Origin of the sequence: Rothia sp. L_38 (assembly GCF_050689125.1) — a bacterium.
Taxonomy (GTDB): domain Bacteria; phylum Actinomycetota; class Actinomycetes; order Actinomycetales; family Micrococcaceae; genus Rothia.
In genome coordinates this window covers 98007-118871 of the sequence record NZ_JBOEQD010000007.1, presented here as the reverse complement: position 1 = coordinate 118871, position 20865 = coordinate 98007, and the positions used below count along the sequence as shown (strand labels likewise).

Here is a 20865-nt window from a genome sequence, read left to right as displayed (position 1 = left end):
TGCAGCCGCAGTTCTCATCTTGTTTGACCCTCACGCCACGTTAGGCCCCACAATGGAAGCATGAAGGATCAAGAAACCCTCTACACAGTAGGGGAAGTAGCGCAGGCTCTCGGTGTCACGGTGCGCACCCTGCACCATTGGGAATCCCTCGGGCTCGTTGCCCCTGCTGAGCGTACCTGGTCGAATTATCGGCTGTACACTCACGACGATATTGCGACCCTGCAACGGATCCTTATCTACCGGGCAACCGGCATGAAACTCACCGACATTAAAGAAGCCCTGGCCAGTAGCTCAACCAGCCTGGAGCACCTCCGCAGGCAACGCCAGGCCCTCATGGAGCAGCAACAGCAGCTCTCCGCTATGGTCACTGCTATCGACACCCTCATGGAGAACGAAATGACGAACAAGAAACTCACCCTCACCGAAATCGGCGAAGTTCTCGGCGACGCCAACTTTGCCGATTACCAGGCAGAAGCTGAGGAACGCTACACCGGCACAGATGACTGGGCTATCAGCCAGCAGCGCACCGCCACCTGGAACCAGGAAGACTGGGCCGATTACAAGAATCGCGCCGCTGAGCTGGACGGAAAACTAGCGGATGCCGTGCGCCGCAACCTGCCGACAGACGGCACCGAGGCGGGCGAACTCGTCCACGCCCACCGTCAGCTGCTGAGCGAGTTCTTCCCCGTCACCCCCGCCAAGCATTACCTCATCTCACGCGGTTATATTACCGATGAGCGGTTCACCAGCTACTACGAGTCCCAGCAGCCGGGCCTAGCCCAGTGGCTGGCCAACGCCATCGAAGCCGAGGCCCAACGTGCCGGGGTGGACCTGACTAACCCCACCTGGGACTAACTACAGCATTTCCCCTAACCGAGCGTGCGTCATATCGCTGAGCGTGCACCGACCATGCGCACGCTCAGCGATATGACGCACGCTCGTTGTACCGCCGGTAAACTGACCCTATGAAAATGCCCTTTACAGACCCGCCCCTGACCGGCTCCGAAAAAGAGCTGGTGCTCGGTTATATCCGTTTTCAACAAGAGGTATTCCTGCGCAAACTCCAGGGCGTGGACGGCACCTGGCTGGGTGAGAGCGTCCTTGCAGCTCCCCTGCACCCCACCAGCATGAACCTAGCCGGTATGGCTGGGCACTTCTGGTTCGTTGAGGACTACTGGCGGGAAGAAATCCTGCTCGGCCGTAGCCTGCCTGAGCCGTGGGCGTCCTTCGATTGGGAGCAGGATGCGGACGCCGATTGGCATCTACTCCTTCCCCTGCCTCAGGTTCTAGAGAACCTACAGGCCAGCATGGAAGCTACCCGGGAACTGCTAGCTGAGCGCAACTGGGATGACCTCAGCGAAGGCGCCCTCAAGGACGGCACCCGCTTTAGCTACCGTTGGGTCGCCCTGCACCTCATTGAAGAGTGGGGCAGGCACCTGGGCCATGCCGACCTGCTCCGAGAGAATATCGACGGGGAAACCGGCGACTAAGTTGAAAAAATAATCTGCTCAACCATAGCCCTCACCCTGTACATAATGTACATTTAGTACATGACAACAACTACCGGAACAGCAGAATTTCGTCAGAACCTCGGCCACTACTTTGATGAAGTGCAGCGAGAGCCCGTTGCTATCGAAAGCAGAGGCCGCCGCCGAGCCGTCCTCGTCTCCCCCGTCTTTTTCGATCAAGCACTCGAAGCACTCGAAGACAAACTTGATGCTGCTAAAGCTCGCGAAGCCCGCCAAGAAGAAGACGAAATCCCCTTTGACCAGCTCATGGAAGAGCTCGGCATTAAGCTCTCATGACAGCTAACTACTCAGTTACCTTCAAACCTTCTGCAGCAAAAGAACTGCGCAAAATCAATAGAAACGATCAGACCCGCATTGCCAAGAAAATCCAAGAGCTTACCTCAACCCCATACCCGCCAGGAGTCAAGAAAATAGTTGGAGGAGACGGCGAACTCAGGCTTAGAGTTGGCAACTACAGGGTAATCTACGCTGTCGAAGAAGGCCGGCTCATTATCTTGGTTCTAACAATCGGTCACCGGCGAGAAGTCTATAAAAAATAGAAAGCGGACTCATCCAGCACGCTATCCCAACCAATAACTATTTTGGCTGATTGAAGGAATAAGACACCTTTATGGAAAACCATATGGCCCATAAGAAACCCACCCTCACCGAAATCGGCGAAGTTCTTAGCGAGGCCGAAGCCCGCTCGCGCGGGTGGGGGGCGGCTGTGGTGGCGCTAGGCTCCGCTGCGCTCTCACCGAGCGTGCGTCATATCGTTGAGCGTGCACAGGCCATGCGCACACTCAGCGATATGGCGCACGCTCGCTTGATTTCGCCGCAATGTGCAGAAAACTGGCGACTAAAAGTTTTCATTATTCATTTACCAGACATCTTCTCGCCATCTTGCCGCCATTTGCACCCTGTTCACAATAGCCTGTCATGCTACTGGGTAAGCCACACACCCCACCCACTAGCTGAAAGGCATACTCATGCTCACCGTCTTCGACCTCAACACCCGCACCATGCTTTACGAGCCAGACTTCTGGGAGCTCACGGCAGGTTACACAGAGTTTCACGGGGTCAGCTTCGTCTCCTCCTTCGCTACGATTGACCAGCTCAGCCAGAGGTTCGAGCAGGTCAAGCTGATTCTGTGCCTTGAAGAAGCCAAAACCGGCAGCCTGCTGCGGCAAATCTTCGACCCAACCCGGCGCGTCCGCGAACTAGAAACCGCCAGCGAGCCCCTGCTCGATGCCCTCGAAAGCGGCCGAGTCCACCTCAAATACAACGCCGATAAGCTCTTTCACTCCAAATACTTCATTCTCACATCGGCCGACGAGTTTGCGATTCTCACCGGGTCCATGAACCTCACCCGGCCGGCCATGACCCAAAACCACGAGCACAACACCCTCTACCGGGGTCGTTTCGATGACCCCGCCGACACCGCCTACCTGCGCGAGTACACTGAGCTCTTCACCCAAAACTTCGAGGTAGAAGCCACCGACTATCTCGACCGCAGCACCGTGAAGGAATTTCGGCAGACCAGCACCGCCGAGCAACGCACCAGCATCATCGATACCCGCATCATCAAGGACGCCAAACGCCTACCCACCGAGCACCGCGAAACCATCGGCCAGCTCCTGCGCGAGGAAAAATCCGATACAGCCACTCCCGAAAGGTGACCACAACCTACCAGCTGGGTGACCCCGTCGTCCTGCACACCCTCAAAGCCACCTACACCCCCGCCGGTAAACCGCGCACCCCCGCCGCCGCGACCAAGGCCCTGCAGACCGTGCACCTCAAACAAAGGCAGGTCACCCCGGCGGACGCCAGCCCCATCACGGGTGCGCAACCCCGCTGGGTTGCCACCGACGACGGCACCCTGCTCATCAACCACGAGGGGAAGGAACTTACCCCGCTCACCGATGCAGAGGTAACAGCCCGCGACGCCTCAACATTCGTCGATATCGTGCTCTCCTACCGAGACAACAAGATGCGCGATGAATCCCACCAGGCCCTGAGTGCCTTCCTCTTTGCCATGACGGCCCCGGTGCTCTGGCGCATCCGCCACCTGGTTATGGAAACCGGCGAAAATCCCGACAAAATCCCCGTTCTCCTGGCTATCTTGGGGTCTGGGTCATCGGGTAAAACCACCATGGTTGACGACTACCTCAAGCCCTTCATCGGTGACTACTCTCCCCTACTAGCTGAAGAACTGCTCAAAACCACCTACGGCTCTAAAACCGGGTCCATCAACTATATGAACAGCTACATGGAATCGGGCGAAGTCTCACCCCTCATCATCGACGAGGTGGGCACCCAGTTCCTGAACGGGGCAACGGTGCAGGGCAAAATTAAGCACTGGGCCAACCTGCGCTCCAACGGGTTTGAGGGCCCGCAGGGAACCATCATTCTGACCTCAAACGCCGACGGGGCTGTGCTGCAAGATGCCATCAAAAAACGCGTCTGGTACATCTCTATTACCAGCGACTACAAGCCCACTGACCAGCAGGTCTATAACTTCACCTCCCTGGCGGGGTCGGTCAACAACAACCTCTTCCGCCACGTGGTCTACACCCTCAGCCAGCGGCTCGACCACCTGACCGCCCACGAGATTCAGCGTTTTTCACGCAACTGGGTCTGGCTTACCGCCGAGATTCTGCAAGAAACCCTGGCCCGCTTTGGGCTAGAAACGGCCTTTCCTGCCAAAATGTTCACCCCCTACAGCTACCGCGACGAAATCGCCCGCGGCATCATCACCGACACCATCCACCAGGCCCACGCCAAGGACGCCCTAGCCTTCAGCGCGCACAGCCCCGAGGTGGCGTCCGTCCTGCGCTCTGCCTGGGAGGCAGCCGGCACCTTCAACAAGACCCAGAAAGAAGAGATGATTGAATTTCGCTCTATTCTGCCCGCCGACTGCGTTTTAGAGGCAACCCCTAAGGCCATCACTCTAAACATCGAGCGTACCGACGCCTATCTGGGCGAGCCCCTGCTAGCCGGCTACCGCGAGCGCAGTCCGCTCAATGTGGTGACCAAGAGCGAGCATGCCCTCGCCCTGCTCGAAGCGCAGCGGGAGAGGTCTGAGCGGGAGAAGGCCGAGCTGAGGTTGGAGTTAGAGACTGAGCGGGTTGCTTTGTTGACTCGGCAGATTCAGGACGCTGAAGCCCGCTCGCGCGGGTGGGGGCGGCTGTGGCGGCGGTAGGCTCCGCTGCGCCTGAACCGAGCGTGCACCTATCGGGCGCACGCTCGGCGATTTGGTGCACGCTCGCTCGCCTAAGCCAGCAGCGCGTTGAACACCTCAGAGGTCGAGGGGTGGGTGTAGATGCCCTCACCGACCGCAGCGGCCGGGATCTTCTGGGTCATGGCCAGGGCTACCGTGTTAATCAGCTCCTGGGAGTCAATGCACCAGAGGGTGGCACCCAGGATCTGGTTGGTTTCCTGGTCGAGAACGAACTGGGCAATACCCTCTGGCTGACCCATGATCTTGGGGCGGGGCACAATCACCAGGTCAGCGATTTTTGACTCGCGCACCTCAACCTTGTAGTCACGCCCAGCAGCCTCGGCGGTCAGCCCCACGGTGGATAGCGGCGGGTCAATAAAGGTAGTGGTGGGCAGCAAGCGACCGGTGCGGGTACGAGATCCGTCGCCCCAACGGTGCGACATCACGATGCGATGGTCGTCAAAGGACGCGTAGGTGAACTGGGGTGCGCCGGTTACATCCCCGACCGCGTAGATACCCTCAACGCTGGTGCGGCAGTGGTCATCGACCTCAATTCCCTTCTCGGTGTACTCGACCCCGGCTGCCTCAAGATTGAGCCCGGCAACTACAGGGCGGCGGCCGATCGCAACCAGAATAGCCTCATCGTCAAGCTGCTCGCTAGCCTGTTCAACTGCAATACGCTGGTCAACGATGTTTATACCCTGGTTCTCCAGGTGCTCGCGCACCGCCTGGGCAATGTGCCGGTCGAGGGCAGGTAGGAAGTCCCCTTCCCCCTTGTAGATGGTAACCCTGCTACCAAAGCCAGAGAACATGGTAGCGAACTCTAGACCAATCGGCCCGCCGCCAACTACGGCGAGAGAAGCCGGGGTGCTCTCAAGCTGCTGGATGCTGGTGGAGTCGTGCACGCGTCCGCCCACCTCAACACCCGAGCTGGCCCCGGTGTTAATAATGATGGTTGAAGCGCTCACCTGCACCTGCTCCCCCACCTGCACGGTAGAAGAATCAACAAACCGGGCAGCCCCATCGAGTAGCAGTACGCCTTTACCCTCTACCATCTTCTGGTTGGCGGCGTTGAGTCGGGCAATGAAACCATTACGGTCATCGCGAGCCTCAGTAAATTCCCGGTGTAGGTGGGTCTGCTCCAGCAGGAACTTGGTTGGAACACAGCCAATATTGATGCAGGTGCCACCGTACATGGCAGGGTCTTGCTCAACCAGCGCTACCCTATCGCCGGCAGCTGCACGCTTCATGGCAATCGTTTTACCCGCCTTACCAAAGCCCAGTACCAGCACATCGACGGTTAATTCTTCCACCAGATCTCCTTTTGTTTGAAAGTCGATTACGGATCTTACCCTGCCTACCTTACTCCTGGCAGGCGTCCGCCCCGGGCACCTGCCCAGCAATTTCGCAGAGAAAAAACTCCCCGCTAGCAGATAGAGTTCGTCTGCTCGCGGGGAGTTTTCAGGGGCTAGCGCGGTTTCAAAACCGGGGCTTAGCGCACCTCACCGATCATGTCGAAGGTGGTTGCTGCACCCTTGGTGTTGGAGTTGACCATTACCGCAATGGAGTTCTTGCCCTGCTTGAGGTCAGAAGCGGGAATCTCGATAACCAGCGGGGTGGTGCGGGCAGCCCCAAAGTCTACAGCGCGGGTGGCGGTGTAGGTGGGCAGGGCACCCCAAATCAGGTTCTGGCGGGTGTATTCCTTGCCGTTGACCCAAATCATCATTCCGTCATCCACGTAGGTGGTGAGCACCAGCTTCTGGCCCGCTGCCAGGTTGAGGTTGAGCTCCTTGCGCAGCATCATCGACACCGGCTGAGCTCTGGATGAGAACTGGTACATAGTCGCCACACGCGGCTCACCCCAACCTACAGACGAGTAGGTGGTGTACCACTTGGCGGTGTCGTACTTATAGTCGGTGGCGCGCCAGGTGGAGTCCAGCCCCTGCCAGGCGTTCAGGCCGAAAGCAATCTTCCACTCATCCCCCGATGCCAGAACCGGTTCAGAGTTTTCTGCCGGTACAGCAAAAGGTTCAATGGGAGCAGGGTTGTTGATGACGGTACCGTTGGCAGGTGCCTCAGTGGTTGCTTCGGCGGTCGGGGTAGGCTCGGCAGGCACCTCAGCGGTAGGCTCAGCGGTGGGCTGAACAGTAGGTTCGGCGGTGGGCTCCACCGGAGCTACAGGCTGCTCGGTCTTCTGTGCCAGAGCAACGGGGGTTGAGGCTGAGAAGTTGCCTGCGGCGTCCGCCGATCGCACGAAGTAGCGGGCATCGTCGGTGTGGGCCACCGAGTAGGTGGTGTCGGTGGTGGTTGCGATGACGCGGTTATCGCGCAGCACCTGGTAGATGACGTTGCGACCGGCTGAGGGCCAGGTCAGGACGTCGGTGGCACCGTCGGTGCTCACAGCCAGTGAGCGCGGGGCGGCAGGGGCAGTAACGTCGCGAGGTGCGTAGCGGGCAAAGCCCACGGTCTGCTGCATACCGTTAGCACCCTGGGAACGGTTGATGTCGCCACCCAGCCAGAGGGTGCCGGTGGAGTCAACGAACTGTTCCCAAACACCGTCACCGCGAGGGCCGCGCAGGTTGGGGGCGAACTCGCCGATCACGCGACCGGTTTCAGCGTCAAAGGCTGCTGAGAGGCGGATGGACTGCAGGTTGAAGAAGCCCTTGTTGGTCCAAGGCTGCATCCAGGTGCCGGAGCCCTCGTAGATGTAGTTGCCGCAGTGGCAGGCACCGTAGATGACCTTGTTGTTCTGGTCTTCGTAGAGGTCCTGGAAGTCGCCGCCCTCGATGGTGATAGCCGAGTAGAGACGGCTCATGGTGTTCTTGGCGTACTGGTGGATGATGTGCTCTGAACCGGCAGCCCAAACGGTAGAGCCGGCATCCTCAACGTCGTTCTGGTAGCCCTGGCGCTGAATGGTGGGGAAGGACGGTTCCCAGGTCCATGCCTTGGCAATGTTGCCGTCGGTGGTGTTGAGCTGGGCTAGCTTCCAGGTCTTGGTGCCGTTGACCTCTGAGAAGTAGCCTGCGGCAGCAACAGTTGCCCCGTCATCTGCTGCTGAGAGGCCGTTGACGGTGCCGTTGAGGTAGGGGCGCCAGTTAGCATCCGGCCCGTTCTGGCTGAAGCTGAAGCGACCCGCGTTGCGGGAGTAGCCGGTGGCCCCGGTCTTGGTGTTGACCACGTGCGAGAAGGCACCGCCCACGTAGAGGTAGTCGCCCTGCACATCGAGGGTACGGGCGCTGGTGATGGAGCCTGCACCGCGGTTTTCGATACCGAAGTTGTAGGTGCGGTCGATCTCACCGGTGACGGGGTTAAGAATGACCAGGCCGGCCACCTTTTCGCCGTTGACCTCGGTGAACTCACCGCCTACAGCCAGGGTGCCGTTAGGCAGGGCTTCAAGGGCCTTAATCTGACCGTTGAAGGTGGGCATGAAGGTGCGCACGAGCTCACCGGTGGTCACATCGTAGCCAGCGAGGAACTTCTGCTGTACCTTTTCGCCGGTGGCAGCGTTTTCTACCCAGGCGAAGTCGCCGCCGGTGAAGACGGTGTTACCCACCTGGGTGATGGCCTGCACATAGGTGTTGAGTTCGCCCAGGGTTCCGGTGCCGGTGGTGTCGCTGGTGCGCCAGGTGACCTTGGCTGAGTAGGAGTTGGGCAGGGCACGGCGGGTAGAGCCGGACGCCCCCGCGTCAGCGTAGTCGGATAGGTTCAGGTCTGCCTGAGTCAGCTTGGGGCGCAGGAACACCTGGGAGAAGGGAATGGGGTTGGAGCCGGTCTTGGACCACAGGTGGGTGGTGGCATTATCGGCGCCGCGAGCGATAGGGCCGTAGGCAAAGCCCATGCGCCAGGCCTGCTTGCTGGTACCGAGGAAATTGACCTGGTACATGGAGAGTACCGGCTTCATCATCTGCCCGGTAAGCGATGAGAAATTGCGGAAGGAGCTGGTGACGGTCGGTGAATCGCCACGGAATTTGATATCGCGCCAGGTCTGGGTACCTGAGAGGGCCCAGGTCCAGTCGGTGGCGTTGGCGCGGGTGGCGGTGACGTTCTGCCATTTGGTGCCCTCGGCGTTGGCTGCACGGCGGATGCGGAAGCCCCCGGTCAGGTCTGAGACCTTCTGGTTGCCGATGAGGGCATCGATGGTGGTGGAGGGCAGCTGCACGGGGGTGAAGGCGTCGGTACCGTCGGGGTTGTTGTACAGTTCAGAGGCCTTGCCCTTGCCGTTGTAGCTTTCCTCCCAGCCGTCGCGGCCGCGGCCGATCATAACCCAGCCGCCACCGTCAGTTTCCTGGTCGCAGTAGAACTGTTCGGGGGCTGCCATCTCTGGGGTCCAGAGCCAGTAGGTGCCGCTGGTGGCAGCGGGGTCGGTCTGCTTGGCTTCCCAGCAGCTGGCGGCTGCGGTTTCACTGGTTTTACCGTCGGGGGTGTAGCTATCCGAGGCGGTTGCGCCAGGGAGTACGGTCACGGCGGTTGCCAGGGCGAGGACGCCTACCCCGGCCTTGGTGGCAAGGTTGGGCTTTTTGAGTGAGAAGGGGGCTTTGAGCTGGGTGCGGGTAGCCGCCCAAAAATCGCGCGCTGTGGTGCGCTTCGACGGGCGCGCCGAAGTGTCTTTATGTTCCATGTGTTCCCTAGTGTGCGAGTTGTCCGCCGGTTAGTCGGCGGATCATTGTGCGTTATATATAGCTTAGGGTTTACCGCACCCACCCTGCCTATTGCGGCCTGTGGTCATTGCTGGGGCTACACACCACCAACTAGCCCACAAATAAAAACCGGTCAGGGTATATGACCACGTGAAAGCCCCTGCAGCGCCCAAGATGAGTCTTCAGCGCAATAAAGACCAAACTGTGGAACCAGCCACACCAGCTCACTTTAACTGGATACAACAAGGACGCCGCCCGGCACTCCCCTGCCCGAGGGCAAGAAAGGTGCAGGGCGGCGCCTAAGTATAAAACTACGATTTAGAGAACATTAGAACCGTTCTTGATGAGAGCTCCGTTGTTCCACATGAAAGCCACAATTTCAAGCTGTCGCCCAGCTGAAGTTCTTACCAGCGCACGGACGCCCCAGTTAGGAATGAAGTGGCGATTAGCTGCGTCAAATTGCAAAGGAGACACGTTTGCCCCATAGGATACAACCAGCGGCTGACTAAGAACAGTACTTACATGACTAAAGCAACCATCAGAAGTTGCCGACGAAGCACCTACTCCGTTGCGGTTCATGTACTCCACTGACCACATATCAGCAGATACGGTAGTCCCCTGCGACGTTAGAGTTACCGGAGTAGCCGATGACCCACCATAAAAATTCCATCCGGCGTTAGTGGTGCCTCCGGTTTCAGACTGGGCGTCACCATAGGGGTAGAAGCCAGCCGGGTTCTGAGTCAAGTCATCGTTAGAAGTAAGCGTTTGAACGTACTGAATAAGCTGGGTGCTGGTAATGGTCTCACCGTCTGCCAGACCGTTAACAGTTACGTTCAGATTGCTCAGTGACCAGCGCATGTAAGGTTCAACTTGATCACCGTTTGCGTTGGTGTTGGAGTATACCCACCGCCCGGTAGCTGAATCGAGCTTTGTATTGCCATAGTAGAAGTCATTAGTTGCCGTAAGACTTCCACTTAATTGGCATAGGTCGTTGGAAGCGGCGAAAGCAGGAATAGTAGCTGATGCGGCGACAACAGGTGCGCTCCAGGCGGCACCGCGCACCAGGCGGCACCGCGCACCAGGGTGCGGCGTGAAAGTGAGGTAGTCATGGTGTTTCCCTAAAAAGTGTACGTGAGTTTTCTCGAACTACTTTATCACCCTACAGCCCGATATTTGCGCAAAGAATTCTATCCTTTTCATCACAGCTAGCTGATTCAAAACTGAAAGTTCCCCGCGTTTCAGCAGGTCACTTCTAAGATACACTCACTTTGCCAACACAGCCGGATGGCAAAAGTTATTGAAAACACAGGGCACAAAAATGAGGACGCCGCCCCGCACTCCCCTACCCGAGGGCAAGAAAGGTGCGGGGCGGCGTCCGCCCATGTTAACCGCGTGGGTTAGATGTTGAAGCCGAGGGCGCGCATCTGGTCGCGGCCGTCCTCGGTGATGCGCTCGGGGCCCCACGGGGGCATCCAAACCCAGTTCACGTGCCACTCGTCAATCATGGTTTCCAGGTTCTGCTGAACCTGTTCCTCGATGACGTCCTGCAGGGGGCAGGCGGCGGTGGTCAGGGTCATGTCGAGCACGAGGGCGCCTTCGTCATTCCAGCGCATACCGTAAAGCAGACCCAGGTCAACGATGTTGACGCCCAGTTCGGGGTCAATCACGTTCATGAGGGCTTCTTCGATAACCTCTTGGCTGGGGGCACCAGCGGGGGCTTCTGACATAGCAGTCACCTTTCAGTTCAGCCGCTACTACTTAGCAGCCAGGTAGCGCTCGTAGCCCTCTTCTTCAAGACGGTCAGCGAGCTCGGGGCCGCCCTGATCTACCATCTTGCCGTCCACGAAAACGTGAACGAACTGGGGCTTGATGTAGCGCAGGATGCGGGTGTAGTGGGTAATCAGCATAACGCCCATGTCGTTGGCCTGGTGAGCGCGGTTAACACCCTCAGAAACGACCTTGAGAGCGTCGACGTCCAGGCCGGAGTCGGTCTCATCGAGAATACCGAACTTGGGCTTGAGCAGTTCCAGCTGCAGGATCTCGTGGCGCTTCTTTTCGCCGCCGGAGAAGCCTTCGTTGACGTTACGGGAGATGAAGGCGGGGTCGATGGAGAGGTTCTCCATGGCTGCCTTAACGTCCTTGGTCCAGGTGCGCAGGGCGGGAGCTTCACCGTCAACAGCGGTCTTGGCTGAACGCAGGAAGTTGCTCATGGTGACGCCGGGGATTTCGACGGGGTACTGCATAGCCAGGAAGAGGCCGGCGCGGGCACGCTCGTCGACGGACATCTCGGTGACGTCTTCACCGTCGAGCAGGATCTCACCGGAGTCGATCTGGTACTTGGGGTGGCCGGCGATGGTAGAAGCCAGGGTGGACTTACCGGAGCCGTTGGGGCCCATGATGGCGTGGATTTCACCGGAGTTAATGGTGAGGTTAACGCCCTTGAGGATGGGCTTGGTGTTTTCGTCGTCCAGAATAACGGAGACGTGGAGGTCCTTGATTTCAAGGGTTGCCATAGTTTGTTTCTCCTGTAAAAGGTAAAGCTTTAGTTGTTGGAAATCGCGAGTTCAGCTTCGAGGGCATCGGTGAGCTGTTCTTCAAGCTCGGGGATGCGGATCTGCTGAATAATCTCGTTGAGGAAGCCGCGGACGACCAGGCGGCGGGCTTCAGCCTCGGGAATACCGCGGGCCTGCAGGTACCAGAGGTGCTGCTCGTCGAGCTGACCGGTGGTGGATGCGTGGCCGGCGCCTTCGATGAGGCCGGTTTCGATTTCCAGGTTGGGTACGGAGTCAGCGCGGGGGCCGTCTTCGAGAATCAGGTTGCGGTTGAGCTCGTAGGTGTCGGTGCCTTCTGCGTCCTTACCGATGAGCACATCGCCTACCCATACCGAGTGTGCACCCTTGCCCTGCAGGGCACCCTTGTAGGTGACGCGGGACTTGCAGTTGGGCTCGGTGTGGGCTACGAAGAGACGGTTCTCAATGTGCTGGCCGGCATCGACGAAGTAGAGGCCGTACATCTCGGTTTCAGCGCCGGGGGCGGTGAACTTGGTGGAGGGGGTGACGCGCACCAGGTCGCCACCGAGGGAGATGTTGACGTGCTTGAACTTGGCGTCGCGACCCAGAGCAGCGTACTGGGCTGAGGCATGGATTGCGTCGTCCTCCCACTGCTGAACGGTGATGACGGTCAGGGAGGACGAGTCGCCCACCTTGAACTCTACGTTCTGGGAAAGCACAGCTGAGCCGGTGTGGCGCAGTACAACAACGGCCTTGGAGAAGGGCTTGGTCTCGATGAAGAGATGCTGCGCTGCGGCGTCCTTGCGGGTGCCCTTGACAGCAACCTCAATCTGGCCTTCCAGTTCAGCCTCGGCGGGAACAGTGATAGCGGTTGCCTCTGAGAAGGTGCTCCAGGCGTTAGCCGCTACACGGTCCTCGGGAATGCCGGCCGAGCCAATGCGGGCGTCGTCGCGGGTGATGGTTTCAACCTGGACGCCTGCGGGAGCATTGACCTCTACAGCGGGGGCAGCACCGGTGAGTTCATCGGTGTGCAGGCCACCTAGACGCTTGAGCGGGGTGAAGCGCCAGTCTTCTTCGCGGCCGGTCAGGGCTGCGAAGTCTTCGACCTTGTAGGAGGTCTTGCGCTCGGCGCGGGAGCCGTCGATCTCGACCTTGTCGGTGTTGTGCTTTGAGACGCGGATGGTGTCGTCGGTGGCTAGCTCGGTAGCGAGCTTTTCACCTTCCTGGTCCATACCGGGAATCGCGGGGTTGTTGTGACCCTGGTTTTCTGCGTTAGCCATAATTTAGCCTACGGATCCTTCCATCTGGAGTTCGATCAGGCGGTTGAGTTCAAGGGCGTATTCCATGGGTAGCTCGCGGGCGATAGGCTCCACGAAGCCGCGCACGATCATGGCCATGGCTTCGTCCTCGGGTAGGCCGCGCTGCTGCAGGTAGAAGAGCTGCTCTTCTGAGACGCGGGAGACGGTTGCCTCGTGGCCCATGGTGACATCGTCCTCGCGGATATCTACGTAGGGGTAGGTATCTGAGCGGGAGATAGTATCGACCAGCAGGGCGTCACAGACGACCGAGCTCTTGGCGTGGGATGCACCTTCGCGTACCTGAACCAGGCCACGGTAGGCGGCACGGCCACCGTTACGGGCCACAGACTTGGACACGATGGTGGATGAGGTGTTGGGGGCGATGTGGACCATCTTGGAACCGGTGTCCTGGTGCTGGCCCTCGCCGGCGAAAGCGATGGAGAGGGTTTCACCCTTGGCGTGCTCGCCGACCATGTAGACAGCGGGGTACTTCTGGGTGACCTTGGAGCCGATGTTGCCGTCAATCCATTCCATGGTGGCGCCCTCGTGGGCGATGGCGCGCTTGGTCACCAGGTTGTAGACGTTGTTGGACCAGTTCTGAATGGTGGTGTAGCGAACGCGAGCGTTCTTCTTCACAATGATCTCAACGACTGCGGAGTGCAGGGAGTCGGTCTTGTAGATGGGGGCGGTGCAGCCTTCGATGTAGTGAACGTAGGAGCCCTCGTCAGCGATGATGAGGGTACGTTCGAACTGGCCCATGTTCTCGGTGTTAATGCGGAAGTAGGCCTGCAGGGGGATCTCTACGTGAACTCCCGGGGGAACGTAGACGAATGAGCCACCTGACCATACGGCGGTGTTCAGAGCTGCGAACTTGTTATCGCCTGCGGGGATCACGGAGCCGAAGTATTCTTCGAAGAATTCGGGGTGTTCCTTGAGGGCGGTGTCGGTGTCCAGGAAGATAACACCCTGGGCTTCGAGGTCCTCACGAATCTGGTGGTAGACAACCTCTGACTCGTACTGGGCGGCAACACCGGCGACCAGACGGTTACGTTCTGCTTCGGGGATGCCGAGCTTCTCGTAGGTGTTGCGGATGTCTTCGGGCAGTTCTTCCCAGGTTTCGGCCTGGCGCTCGGTGGAGCGAACGAAGTACTTGATGTTGTCGAAGTCGATGTCCGAGAGGTCTGCACCCCAGGTGGGCATGGGCTTGCGGTCGAAGAACTTGAGGGCCTTCAGGCGAAGGTCCAGCATCCATTCGGGTTCGTTCTTCTTGGCTGAAATGTCGCGCACGACATCTTCGTCAAGACCACGCTTTGCAGCCTGGCCTGCTTCATCGGAGTCAGCCCAGCCGTACTCGTAGGTACCGATACCTTCGAGTTCGGGGTTTGCCTCCAGAATTTCTGAAATGACGGTGTTGTTGGCGGTGCGCTCAACCTGTTCAGTCATTACGGCCTTTCTTGGTGGGTTGGTTTTCACCGAGGTAAGTCGGTGAAATCTTCTTCTCAGTGGCAGAATCTGCTGGGCATGCCCTGCCGGTGGAAAGTTTTATGGGGCGGTGTCGCCTGCGGTTTCTTCGGGGTTTTGTGGGGCGGACGCCGGTGCGCGGCCGAGCGGGATGTGGGTGGTGCAGACGTGGGCACCACCTGCCATGGTGGAGAGTCTGCGCACATCGACCCCGAGAAGTTCGGAGATGATTTCGGTTTCCTGGTCGCAGAAGACAGAGAAGTCTTCGGCGAGGTCTCGCACGGGACAGTGGCCCTGGCAGAGCTGGATGGAGGCCAGCAGGTTATCGGGCAGCTTAGACCGCATGCCAACAGCCGGGGCCATTTCGTTGGCGGTAGCGACGAAGCCGTCGCGGGTCATTGCCTCTGCGAGCGCTTCGGCGCGGGCTGAGACGTCATCGCCTGCCGCTTCGACGATGGGGCGGTAGCGCTCTGCCATGTCGTGGGCGCGGGCTGAGGCGAACTGGCGCAGAGCGTCTTCCCCGACGGCGTCCTTCAGCATGGTGAGGGCGTCGCGGGCGATGTCGAGGTAGTCGTTGCCCAGTTCGCTGTGCCCCTGCGGGGCGATAACGTAGCGGCGGGCGGGACGGCCTGCTCCGGCACCGTGCTGGCGGTGGGAGGCAACCTCGATGAGGCTGTTCTTTTCAAGCGCGTCGAGGTGGCGGCGGACGGCTGCCGGGGTGAGGCTGAGCAGTTCACCCAGTTTGGCCGCAGAAACAGGGCCGTGAGTGAGAACTCCCTGGAGCACGCGGTCGCGCGTGCGTTCCTCTGTTTCTGCAGGGCGGGCAGTTTTAGTGGACACAGTTCTGCCTTTCTCTGCGGAATACACAAATAAAGTATGTCGTAATTGGGGTCCTTTAAGCTAGTAAGGACTACCTATTTAAGGCAGTACGGCAGCAGGCGTCCGCCCAGAGCCGAAACGAAAGGGCTAGAATAGACGGGTGACGACACACCACCTGCCCCCCAGCCTTAGCCCACGTGAGAGCGCATCTGATGCACCCGCGTCCGCCGCTCTCATCATTGACAACCTGGTCAAGGACTTCAACCCCTCCAAGGACTTCGCGCGCAAGCACCCCGAAGCTCTCACCAGTGAGGGGCTCAAACGAGCGGTAGACCACCTCTCCCTCACCATTGAACCGGGTCAGGTAACGGTTCTGCTGGGAGCTAACGGGGCCGGGAAAACCACCACCCTAGCCTGCGCCCAGGGCCTGCTCAAACCCACCAGCGGTAGCATCTCCCTGCTCGGTCACACCCCCTGGGGGGCCTCCCCTGAACTGCGTGCCCGCGTTGGCATCATGCTGCAGGACGGCGGCCTACCCCCGTCCGTCCGTCCGCTTCCCCTGCTGCGGCACATCGCCAGCATGTACACCAACCCCCTCGACGTTGATGCCCTAGCAGCCCGACTCGGAATCGATGCCTTTAACGGCACCACCATCCGCAGACTCTCGGGCGGGCAAAAACAGCGGGTCGCTCTGGCAGCTGCCATCATCGGTCGGCCCGACATTCTCTTTCTCGACGAACCCACCGCCGGCCTTGACCCCCAATCGCGCAGCGTCGTTTTCGACATCATCCGCGAACAGCGCGACGCCGGCGTAGCCGTTGTACTCACCACCCACCTGCTCGATGACGCCCAGCGCATCGCCGACTACGTCTACATGATTGAGCACGGCAAGGTGGTGCTCTCAGGCACCATGTCTCAGGTATTAGCTAGCGGACAGGACGACACCCGCTGCCTGACCTTCACCGCCCCACCCGGCATCACATTGGATGCTATCTGGCCGCAGGCTGACCCTTCCCTGCAGCTGGTGGAGAGCCCCGAGGGGCACTACCGGTTGAGCGGGCCGCTAACCCCCCAGCATCTGGCCGACCTCACCGCCTACTGGGCCGCCCAGGGCATCATGCCCGGCGAATTCTCCCTGGCCAACCGCACCCTAGAAGACGTCTTCCTCGAACTATCAGGCAGGGATATCCGATGAGCACCACCTCAACAGCCGCACCGACCCTCACCCGGGTGCTCGCCCAGGGCAAGTTCGAAACGATTGCCATGCTCAAAAACGGCGAGCAGCTCATGCTCAACATCGCCTTCCCAATTATGAGCCTGCTCGCCCTGGCCTACACGGGCTTTCTCGACCCCTGGGCCAACCGCTACGGGGTCAGCCGCGTCGATATAGCTGTACCCGGTGTTCTAGCCCTCTGCGTGCTCTCCACAGCCCTATCCGGTCAGGGCATCGCCACCGGCTTCGACCGCCGCTACGGGGTGCTACGCTTTATCTCCACCACCCCGCTCGGCAAGGGCGGCCTGATCGCGGGCAAGGTACTTGCAGTACTCTCTGTGCTTTTAATTCAGTACCTGCTGGTAGGGGCACTAGGCCAGCTGCTGGGCTGGACGGCCACCGTACCCGGCGTCCTCATGTCCCTACCCACCCTGCTCCTGGGGGCAGCCTGCTTCACCTCCCTGGGGCTACTCATCGCCGGGACCGTGCGTGCCGAAGCAACCCTGGCCATCGTCAACATGGCCTGGGTGCTGCTGGCTGCAGCCGGGGGAATCCTGATTCCCACCGACCGCTACCCCACCTGGCTATCCCCCATCATTGACCTGCTCCCCTCAGCAGCCCTGGGCAACGCCCTACGCGGGGACTACATCTACCACAGTTTCCTGCTGCTCCCCCACCTCATCCTGGTAATAGCAACCGTCGTTTTTGCCACCCTGGCCACCCGATTCTTCAAGTGGTCAGCCTAAGCTGACCCACACCGTCCGCAACCCTCGTGAAGGAAAGCTCCATGCCGACCACGCACACACCCACCGCAGGCACCTACCAGCCTGCTAGCCTGGGTGAAAAACTTATCCCCCGCTCCTACACCCGCTGGGTCAGACAGACCGCCTGGGCAGTAGCCATCGCCAATATCGTGCTCATTATCTCCGGCGGCGTCGTCCGCCTGACCGGCTCCGGCCTGGGCTGCGACGCCTGGCCCCGCTGCACCTCAGACGGCTCCTGGACCACCACCCCCGAAATGGGCATCCACGGCATGGTCGAATTCGGCAACCGCCTACTAATCTTCGTGCTGGTCGCCGTTACCGTCATCGCCTTCCTGGCGGTGCTGGGAGTGGTATTCCCTAAGCGCCTTTCCCCCATCTCTTTCCTGTGGGGACTTCTCGTTGGTGCCCGCCCAGAGGCCTACAAAGCTGGCGGCCTGGGCGCCTGGTTCGAAGCCCGCTGTCTCGTAGCCCCTCGGTCTCGTTACTCCGATCTCTTTAACCTGACCCTGCTGCTGCTCTGGGGTATTCCGGTGCAGGCTGTGGTCGGTGGTATCTCGGTCTGGCTGCGCCTTAACCCCTGGATGATTACCGTCCACTACATGCTTTCAGCCCTGATGATCATGATTGCCGGTATCTACCTCAACCGCGTTTACCGCTACTTTGAGGGAACCGCAGCACGCGAAGGCCTCTCCTCCACTGGCCAGTCTCGGGGTGCGGACGCCGGCACCCCCGCGTCCGCCCATCTCATGCGGGTACTCGGTTGGATCGGTGTAGTGCTGGTTGTTGCGCTGATGTTCATGGGTACCGTTACTACGGGTACCGGCCCGCACGCCGGGGACGCCGAAACCCACCGCCATGCTTTCAACCCCGTCTGGGTGACCCGTATGCACGGAACTCTTGTATGGGTCTACTGCGCATCGGTGCTGGGCTTCTTCGTGCTGTGGAAGCAGAAGGGCTGGGCACCTATTTTCGGCAAGTCTCTGGTCTTTGTGCTGGTGGTCCTGGGCTACCAGGCTGTGGTGGGCTACACCCAGTACTTTAACGGGCTGCCGATCTGGCTGGTGGAGATGCACCTAATCGGGTCGGGCATCTTTGCGCTGGCTGCGTCTTCCCTGTTTGAGCGTCAGCTGGTGCTGTCATCCCCCGCTGCGCGCGAGAAGGCGGCGGGACGCGTCCTAACGCCCTAGCCTCCTCGGTAGGTACCATCTAAATCAGAAAAACCCACGAACTAGGTGGGTTTTTCTGATTTAAATGGTCTTTTCCACAGTGCCCTGGGCTTACTTCACAATGCCGTCATAGCTGCACCAATTTTAGGTACGTCGGAGCATCTCCCTCCCGAATTCTCACTACTGGCAGTGCCCGAACCTTATCCACAATCACCTCCAGCGCTAGCCAAAAGATTTGGCCTTGGTTATGCCTAGTGTCATGAAGATGAATAAATACACCACCACGATACGTACGACCCAGCAACTCCTAGACCAGGGCTATACGCATGACAGCATCAGACGAGGGCTGGTAGACCAGCAACTTACCCGCATCAGAAAGGGTATCTACTGCCCAACTATCTGGTGGAACTCCTTGAAACCCCATGAAATCTACCGAGTACACATTGCCGCTGTGCACATATCTGACCCTACTACCACGTTCTCGCACGCAGCAGCAGCCTGCCTACACGGATTAGCTCTAGCGAAAACCCCGCCAGCAGTCGACATCGTTGGCCCACCAGATTCACGCGGACGGGCTGCCGGAACCCGCAAACATTACACCTACAAACCGATAGAGGAGCACAGGACGCTCGTGGGCGGCTTGAGAGTGACAGGTTTGCTCCAGACGGTTGTAGATTGCGCGAGGTATCTTCCCGTAAACGAGGCAACCGTCATCGCAGACAGTGCCTTGAACCAAAAACTGGTGAGTGTGGAGGAACTCTCACACGAGCTTTCTCAGATAGTTGGGTGGGGTTCTCGCAAATGCCGAAGGGTTGCACTGGGTATGAGCCCCCATGCCGAAAGCCCGGGTGAAACCTTACTTCGTCTTATCTTGATTGATGCGGGTCTGCCAGCACCGGCCGAACAGGTTGAGGTAACCGTTGGCGGGCTACGTTTCAGGCTTGATTTGGCCTACCCTGATCAGATGATTGCCCTTGAGTTTGATGGCGAGGTCAAGTATGAGAACTTCGGCCCACGACAAGATGCTGAGTGGTCTGAGCGCCGTCGGGAGTCTCTTCTCCAAAATTCGGGGTGGACAGTCCGCCGGTATCGATGGGTTGATCTTATGACACGTCGGGCAGAAATCGTTGCCGAAATCCGTTACCTCCTTAACCGCTAGCGTCCGCCAGAAAAGACCATTTAAATCAGAAAAACCCACCTAGTTGGTGGGTTTTTCTGATTTAGATGGTACCTACCTGTTTAGAGGGGGAGCACCGGGCCGCCCACGAAGGGGTCGACCGCCAGGGCAATGAACAGCACGGTCAGGTAGGTGATTGAGCCGTGGAAGACCACCATAGCTGTCCGGCTGGTTGCCTGCTCCGCCAGCGCCAGGCGGTGCAGCTTGTGGCAGTGGTAAAGGAACCAGGCACCAATCAGCACGGCGGTGGCAGTGTACACCCAGCCAGCTCCACCCAGCGGAACCAGCAACAGGGAGCACATGACCATGGCCCAGCCGTACAGCACAACCTGCACCGACACGCTCTTGGCGGAGTCAGTAGCGCCCAGCATGGGAATGCCGGCTGCACGGTAGTCCTCGGCGTACTTCATGGACAGGGGCCAGTAGTGCGGGGGCGTCCAGAGGAAAATCACCATAAAGAGCACCACAGCGGCCCAAGAAATGGTGTTCTCCACAGCAGCCCAGGCAATGAAGACCGGCATACAGCCAGCGAGGCCACCCCAGACGATGTTCTGCTTGGTGCGCTTCTTCAGCCACAGGGAGTAGAAGACAACGTAGAGGAAAATCGCGACAACGCCGAGACCAGCTGCCAGCGGGTTCACCAGGAAGTAGAGGTACACGATTGAAACAACCGACAGCACCCAGGCAAAGATAAGGGCTTCCCGATCGGTGAGCTCGCCGGTGACCAGCGGACGCTTCTCGGTGCGTTTCATCAGTCGGTCAGCTTCGCGGTCGATATAGCAGTTGAAGGCACAGGACGCGCCGGCGGCAAGTGAGCCGCCAATCATGGTGTGGAGCACCAGCCAGAGGTTGGGGAAGCCACCGGCGGCAAAAATCATGGTGGGCGCAGTGGTTACCAGAAGCAGCTCAATAATTTGAGGCTTTGTGAGGTGAATATAGGCCCTAATTTTGCGACCCAGGGAGACGCGGCCGGGTGCAGGCGCAGCGGGGGTTTGCTGGCCTTCTTCGGTACGGTCGATCACGGTGTTGATGCCATGGCCCTTCACGTATGCTGACTTCCCTTGACTGTTGTGTGTGCAGCTCTTCGGTTCC

Annotated in this window: 20 protein-coding genes; 10 read left to right on the top strand and 10 right to left on the bottom strand. The window is 59.4% G+C overall.

Going from position 1 to position 20865, the window contains the following annotated elements; all coding sequences use genetic code 11:
- Positions 1-60 precede the first annotated feature (60 nt).
- The 6 genes from ACRCJM_RS07080 to ACRCJM_RS07055 all read left to right on the top strand — a co-directional run bounded on the left by ACRCJM_RS07080 (position 61) and on the right by ACRCJM_RS07055 (position 4710).
- Positions 61-855, top strand: a complete 795-nt coding sequence (locus tag ACRCJM_RS07080) for a MerR family transcriptional regulator (protein ID WP_431464359.1) — start codon at positions 61-63, stop codon at positions 853-855.
- 110 nt (positions 856-965) lie between these two features.
- The gene (locus ACRCJM_RS07075; protein ID WP_431464358.1) at positions 966-1490 is read left to right on the top strand and encodes a DUF664 domain-containing protein; all 525 of its coding nucleotides are present in this window, start codon (positions 966-968) and stop codon (positions 1488-1490) included.
- Between the two features lie 60 nt (positions 1491-1550).
- Positions 1551-1805 (top strand): type II toxin-antitoxin system Phd/YefM family antitoxin, encoded by a 255-nt coding sequence (locus ACRCJM_RS07070; protein ID WP_431464357.1) that lies wholly within the window; start codon positions 1551-1553, stop codon positions 1803-1805.
- Positions 1802-2068: a type II toxin-antitoxin system RelE family toxin gene (locus ACRCJM_RS07065; RefSeq protein WP_431464356.1), complete on the top strand. Its 267-nt coding sequence runs from the start codon at positions 1802-1804 to the stop codon at positions 2066-2068. Before ACRCJM_RS07070 ends, ACRCJM_RS07065 begins: the two co-directional genes overlap by 4 nt.
- Positions 2069-2497: 429 nt before the next feature.
- Positions 2498-3187 (top strand): phospholipase D-like domain-containing protein, encoded by a 690-nt coding sequence (locus tag ACRCJM_RS07060; RefSeq protein WP_431464355.1) that lies wholly within the window; start codon positions 2498-2500, stop codon positions 3185-3187.
- On the top strand, positions 3184-4710 hold the full coding sequence (locus tag ACRCJM_RS07055; RefSeq protein WP_431464354.1) for a hypothetical protein: 1527 nt from the start codon (positions 3184-3186) through the stop codon (positions 4708-4710). Before ACRCJM_RS07060 ends, ACRCJM_RS07055 begins: the two co-directional genes overlap by 4 nt.
- Before the next feature lie 71 nt (positions 4711-4781).
- Here the strand turns inward: ACRCJM_RS07055 and ACRCJM_RS07050 are convergent, their stop codons facing one another.
- The 9 genes from ACRCJM_RS07050 to ACRCJM_RS07010 form a co-directional block, all read right to left on the bottom strand.
- Positions 4782-6041: an FAD-dependent oxidoreductase gene (locus ACRCJM_RS07050; RefSeq protein ID WP_431464353.1), complete on the bottom strand. Its 1260-nt coding sequence runs from the start codon at positions 6039-6041 to the stop codon at positions 4782-4784.
- Between the two features lie 179 nt (positions 6042-6220).
- The gene (locus tag ACRCJM_RS07045) at positions 6221-9346 is read right to left on the bottom strand and encodes a fibrinogen-like YCDxxxxGGGW domain-containing protein (RefSeq protein WP_431464352.1); all 3126 of its coding nucleotides are present in this window, start codon (positions 9344-9346) and stop codon (positions 6221-6223) included.
- A gap of 337 nt (positions 9347-9683) precedes the next feature.
- Positions 9684-10223: a hypothetical protein gene (locus ACRCJM_RS07040; RefSeq protein ID WP_431464351.1), complete on the bottom strand. Its 540-nt coding sequence runs from the start codon at positions 10221-10223 to the stop codon at positions 9684-9686.
- A gap of 116 nt (positions 10224-10339) precedes the next feature.
- Positions 10340-10474: a hypothetical protein gene (locus tag ACRCJM_RS07035; RefSeq protein WP_431464350.1), complete on the bottom strand. Its 135-nt coding sequence runs from the start codon at positions 10472-10474 to the stop codon at positions 10340-10342.
- A gap of 288 nt (positions 10475-10762) precedes the next feature.
- The gene (locus ACRCJM_RS07030; protein ID WP_185172966.1) at positions 10763-11092 is read right to left on the bottom strand and encodes a metal-sulfur cluster assembly factor; all 330 of its coding nucleotides are present in this window, start codon (positions 11090-11092) and stop codon (positions 10763-10765) included.
- A gap of 27 nt (positions 11093-11119) precedes the next feature.
- Positions 11120-11878: a Fe-S cluster assembly ATPase SufC gene (sufC, locus tag ACRCJM_RS07025; RefSeq protein WP_185172967.1), complete on the bottom strand. Its 759-nt coding sequence runs from the start codon at positions 11876-11878 to the stop codon at positions 11120-11122.
- 29 nt (positions 11879-11907) lie between these two features.
- A complete protein-coding gene (gene sufD, locus ACRCJM_RS07020; protein ID WP_431464349.1) occupies positions 11908-13155 on the bottom strand; it encodes a Fe-S cluster assembly protein SufD in 1248 nt (415 codons plus the stop codon).
- Between the two features lie 3 nt (positions 13156-13158).
- Positions 13159-14616 carry a Fe-S cluster assembly protein SufB gene (gene sufB, locus ACRCJM_RS07015; RefSeq protein ID WP_237206843.1) on the bottom strand — a complete coding sequence of 486 codons (1458 nt, stop codon included), beginning with the start codon at positions 14614-14616 and terminating at the stop codon, positions 13159-13161.
- 99 nt (positions 14617-14715) lie between these two features.
- Positions 14716-15474: a helix-turn-helix transcriptional regulator gene (locus tag ACRCJM_RS07010; protein ID WP_431464348.1), complete on the bottom strand. Its 759-nt coding sequence runs from the start codon at positions 15472-15474 to the stop codon at positions 14716-14718.
- 139 nt (positions 15475-15613) lie between these two features.
- Between ACRCJM_RS07010 and ACRCJM_RS07005 the strand changes: the two genes are divergently transcribed.
- The 4 genes from ACRCJM_RS07005 (at position 15614) to ACRCJM_RS06990 (ending at position 19755) form a co-directional block, all read left to right on the top strand.
- On the top strand, positions 15614-16648 hold the full coding sequence (locus ACRCJM_RS07005; RefSeq protein ID WP_431464347.1) for an ABC transporter ATP-binding protein: 1035 nt from the start codon (positions 15614-15616) through the stop codon (positions 16646-16648).
- On the top strand, positions 16645-17412 hold the full coding sequence (locus ACRCJM_RS07000; RefSeq protein ID WP_431464346.1) for an ABC transporter permease: 768 nt from the start codon (positions 16645-16647) through the stop codon (positions 17410-17412). Before ACRCJM_RS07005 ends, ACRCJM_RS07000 begins: the two co-directional genes overlap by 4 nt.
- Before the next feature lie 41 nt (positions 17413-17453).
- Positions 17454-18617 (top strand): COX15/CtaA family protein, encoded by a 1164-nt coding sequence (locus ACRCJM_RS06995; RefSeq protein ID WP_431464345.1) that lies wholly within the window; start codon positions 17454-17456, stop codon positions 18615-18617.
- A gap of 802 nt (positions 18618-19419) precedes the next feature.
- The gene (locus ACRCJM_RS06990) at positions 19420-19755 is read left to right on the top strand and encodes a hypothetical protein (protein WP_237195883.1); all 336 of its coding nucleotides are present in this window, start codon (positions 19420-19422) and stop codon (positions 19753-19755) included.
- A gap of 80 nt (positions 19756-19835) precedes the next feature.
- Here ACRCJM_RS06990 and ACRCJM_RS06985 read toward each other — a convergent pair whose 3' ends face one another.
- Positions 19836-20795: a heme o synthase gene (locus ACRCJM_RS06985; RefSeq protein ID WP_423816782.1), complete on the bottom strand. Its 960-nt coding sequence runs from the start codon at positions 20793-20795 to the stop codon at positions 19836-19838.
- Positions 20796-20865: the final 70 nt, after the last annotated feature.

What these genes read in the sequence shown, in the direction of transcription:
- ACRCJM_RS07080 (WP_431464359.1), top strand. Translation starts at nt 61, where the DNA reads ATGAAGGATCAAGAAACCCTCTACACAGTAGGGGAAGTAGCGCAGGCT.
- ACRCJM_RS07070 (WP_431464357.1), top strand. Translation starts at nt 1,551, where the DNA reads ATGACAACAACTACCGGAACAGCAGAATTTCGTCAGAACCTCGGCCAC.
- sufD (WP_431464349.1), bottom strand. Translation starts at nt 13,155, where the DNA reads ATGGCTAACGCAGAAAACCAGGGTCACAACAACCCCGCGATTCCCGGT.
- ACRCJM_RS06995 (WP_431464345.1), top strand. Translation starts at nt 17,454, where the DNA reads ATGCCGACCACGCACACACCCACCGCAGGCACCTACCAGCCTGCTAGC.
- ACRCJM_RS07065 (WP_431464356.1), top strand. Translation starts at nt 1,802, where the DNA reads ATGACAGCTAACTACTCAGTTACCTTCAAACCTTCTGCAGCAAAAGAA.
- ACRCJM_RS07035 (WP_431464350.1), bottom strand. Translation starts at nt 10,474, where the DNA reads ATGACTACCTCACTTTCACGCCGCACCCTGGTGCGCGGTGCCGCCTGG.
- ACRCJM_RS07040 (WP_431464351.1), bottom strand. Translation starts at nt 10,223, where the DNA reads ATGCGCTGGTCACTGAGCAATCTGAACGTAACTGTTAACGGTCTGGCA.
- sufB (WP_237206843.1), bottom strand. Translation starts at nt 14,616, where the DNA reads ATGACTGAACAGGTTGAGCGCACCGCCAACAACACCGTCATTTCAGAA.
- ACRCJM_RS07000 (WP_431464346.1), top strand. Translation starts at nt 16,645, where the DNA reads ATGAGCACCACCTCAACAGCCGCACCGACCCTCACCCGGGTGCTCGCC.
- sufC (WP_185172967.1), bottom strand. Translation starts at nt 11,878, where the DNA reads ATGGCAACCCTTGAAATCAAGGACCTCCACGTCTCCGTTATTCTGGAC.
- ACRCJM_RS06990 (WP_237195883.1), top strand. Translation starts at nt 19,420, where the DNA reads ATGAGCCCCCATGCCGAAAGCCCGGGTGAAACCTTACTTCGTCTTATC.
- ACRCJM_RS07045 (WP_431464352.1), bottom strand. Translation starts at nt 9,346, where the DNA reads ATGGAACATAAAGACACTTCGGCGCGCCCGTCGAAGCGCACCACAGCG.
- ACRCJM_RS07075 (WP_431464358.1), top strand. Translation starts at nt 966, where the DNA reads ATGAAAATGCCCTTTACAGACCCGCCCCTGACCGGCTCCGAAAAAGAG.
- ACRCJM_RS07060 (WP_431464355.1), top strand. Translation starts at nt 2,498, where the DNA reads ATGCTCACCGTCTTCGACCTCAACACCCGCACCATGCTTTACGAGCCA.
- ACRCJM_RS07030 (WP_185172966.1), bottom strand. Translation starts at nt 11,092, where the DNA reads ATGTCAGAAGCCCCCGCTGGTGCCCCCAGCCAAGAGGTTATCGAAGAA.